Origin of the sequence: Lentilitoribacter sp. EG35 (genome assembly GCF_040784015.1) — a bacterium.
Classification (GTDB): Bacteria; Pseudomonadota; Alphaproteobacteria; order Rhizobiales; family Rhizobiaceae; genus Lentilitoribacter.
The window spans coordinates 1-1,175 of sequence record NZ_JBFNGQ010000034.1; the positions used below are offsets into that span (position 1 = coordinate 1).

General features: G+C 44.6%; 1 protein-coding gene. It reads left to right on the forward strand.

Translation table 11 applies throughout. From position 1 onward, the window contains the following. Positions 1 to 64 precede the first annotated feature (64 nt). A protein-coding gene (locus tag AB2J24_RS19820; protein WP_367386807.1) for an IS3 family transposase occupies positions 65 to 1,161 on the forward strand; the annotation gives its coding sequence in 2 pieces (ribosomal slippage) (positions 65 to 311 and positions 311 to 1,161; 1,098 coding nt in all). Positions 1,162 to 1,175 lie beyond the last annotated feature (14 nt).

Here is a 1,175-nt window from a genome sequence, read left to right on the forward strand (position 1 = left end):
TGACCTGAGCCCCAAGAACTCCTCCATTTATGGTAGAATTTGTCTCAATAATTGGAGACAAATAATGAAGCGCAGATTTAGCGACGAACAGATCATTTCAATGATCAAGGAACAAGAGAACGGTATGCCAACATCAGAGGTTTGCCGAAAGTACGGGATCAGCTCGGCTAGCTTTTACAAATACAAATCAAAATACGGCGGAATGGACGCATCTGATGCTAAACGCTTGAAGGCTCTGGAAGATGAGAATGTGCGTTTGAAGAAACTGCTAGCTGACCAGATGTTAGATAACGCGATTTTGAGGGATGTTAATTCAAAAAAGTGGTAACGCCTGACGCAAAGCGTAAAGCTGTGGCTCATGCTTGTGACAAACACGGTGTAAGCCAGCGAAGGGCGTGTCATGTCTTGGATGTAGATCGGGCGAGCGTACGATACAAATCGATACGATCTAACGATACCGAACTTCGTGAAGCTATGAAGAAGGTATCTTCTGAGCGCCGGCGTTTTGGCTATCGGCGTATTCACGTGATGCTGCAACGCCAAGGCTGGCATATCAATCACAAGAAGCTGAGGCGTTTATATCGTGAGGAAAAGCTGCAGGTGCGCAAACGTGGTGGTCGTAAAAGAGCTTTAGGAACACGTAAGCCAATGCTTCTTCCGTCCAGAACCAATGAACGTTGGAGCTTAGATTTTGTTTCTGATGCTTTCACAGATGGTAGACGGTTTCGTGTATTGGCAATTGTTGATGATTACAGCCGCGAATGTTTGGCTCTTGTGGCTGACACATCATTGTCTGGTCATCGCGTAACGCGTGAACTTGATGAACTGATCAAAGACAGAGGTAAACCCAACACAATTGTCTCTGATAATGGAACCGAACTAACCAGTATGGCTATTCTTAAATGGTGTCAGGAAACGGCTATCAACTGGCATTACATCCAACCCGGCAAACCCATGCAGAATGCGTTCGTGGAAAGTTTCAATGGTAGCTTCGGAGATGAGTGCTTAAACGAAACGCTTTTCACTACACTCCGCGAAGCAAAAACAATCATCCATGAATGGAAGGAGGATTACAATTTAAACAGACCACATTCATCACTGGGCAATCTCACACCAAGTGAATTCACCTTAAAAAGAAACTTGAAAAACATGGCCGCTTAACGCCATAAATATCA